This window comes from Pseudomonas sp. GM49 (assembly GCF_000282355.1).
Classification (GTDB): Bacteria; Pseudomonadota; Gammaproteobacteria; order Pseudomonadales; family Pseudomonadaceae; genus Aquipseudomonas.
Window position 1 is genome coordinate 1 of record NZ_AKJL01000333.1, and the last position, 926, is coordinate 926.

General features: G+C 64.7%; 1 protein-coding gene. It reads left to right on the forward strand.

All coding sequences use genetic code 11. The annotated features are described in order from the left end of the window. Positions 1–926 (forward strand): calcium-binding protein (locus tag PMI29_RS00835; RefSeq protein WP_008004443.1); only part of this gene is annotated, 926 nt, incomplete at both ends.

The following is a 926-nucleotide window of genomic DNA, read 5'->3' on the forward strand; positions in this document are numbered from 1 at the left end:
CTTGCGAGCTACACCCTGGGTGCCAACGTCGAGAATCTGTATTTCGGCGGTAGCGGCAACTTTGCGGGCACCGGCAACACGCTCGCCAACACGATCGTGGGGGGGGCGGGTAATGACGTCCTCGTCGGTGGCGCAGGTAACGACGTCCTCATCGGTGGCGCAGGTGCCGACACGATGGTCGGTGGCGTCGACAACGATACCTATGAAGTCGATAACCTTGGGGACGTGCTGACCGAGCTCGCCGGTTCCGGCAGTGACACGGTCTGGACCTCGCTTGCGAGCTACACGCTGGGTGCCAACGTCGAGAATCTGTTTTTCGGCGGCAGCGGCAACTTTGCGGGCTCCGGCAACGTGCTCGACAACACGCTCGTGGGCGGTGCGGGTAACGACCTCCTCATCGGTGGCGCAGGTGCCGACACGATGGCCGGCGGTGGCGGCAACGATGTCTACGAAGTCACCGAGCTTGGGGACGTGGTGAGCGAGCTCGCCGGTGCCGGCATCGACACGGTCTGGACCTCGCTTGCGAGCTACACGCTGGGTGCCGACGTCGAAAATCTGTTTTTCGGCGGTAGCGGCAACTTTGCGGGCAGCGGCAACACGCTCGACAACACGCTCGGGGGTGGCGCGGGTAACGACTTCCTCGGCGGCAGCGGCGGTGCCGACACGATACTCGGCGGTGGCGGTGCCGACACGATGTTCGGCGGTGTTGGCGACGATGTCTACGAAGTCGCCGACCTTGGGGACGTGGTGGCCGAGCTCGCCGGTTCCGGCAGCGACACGGTCTGGACCTCGCTTGCGAGCTACACCCTGGGTGCCAACGTCGAAAATCTGTTTTTCGGCGGCAGCGGCAACTTTGCGGGCATCGGCAACGAGCTCGCCAACACGATCGGGGGTGGCGCGGGTAACGACTTCCTCAACGGCAACGG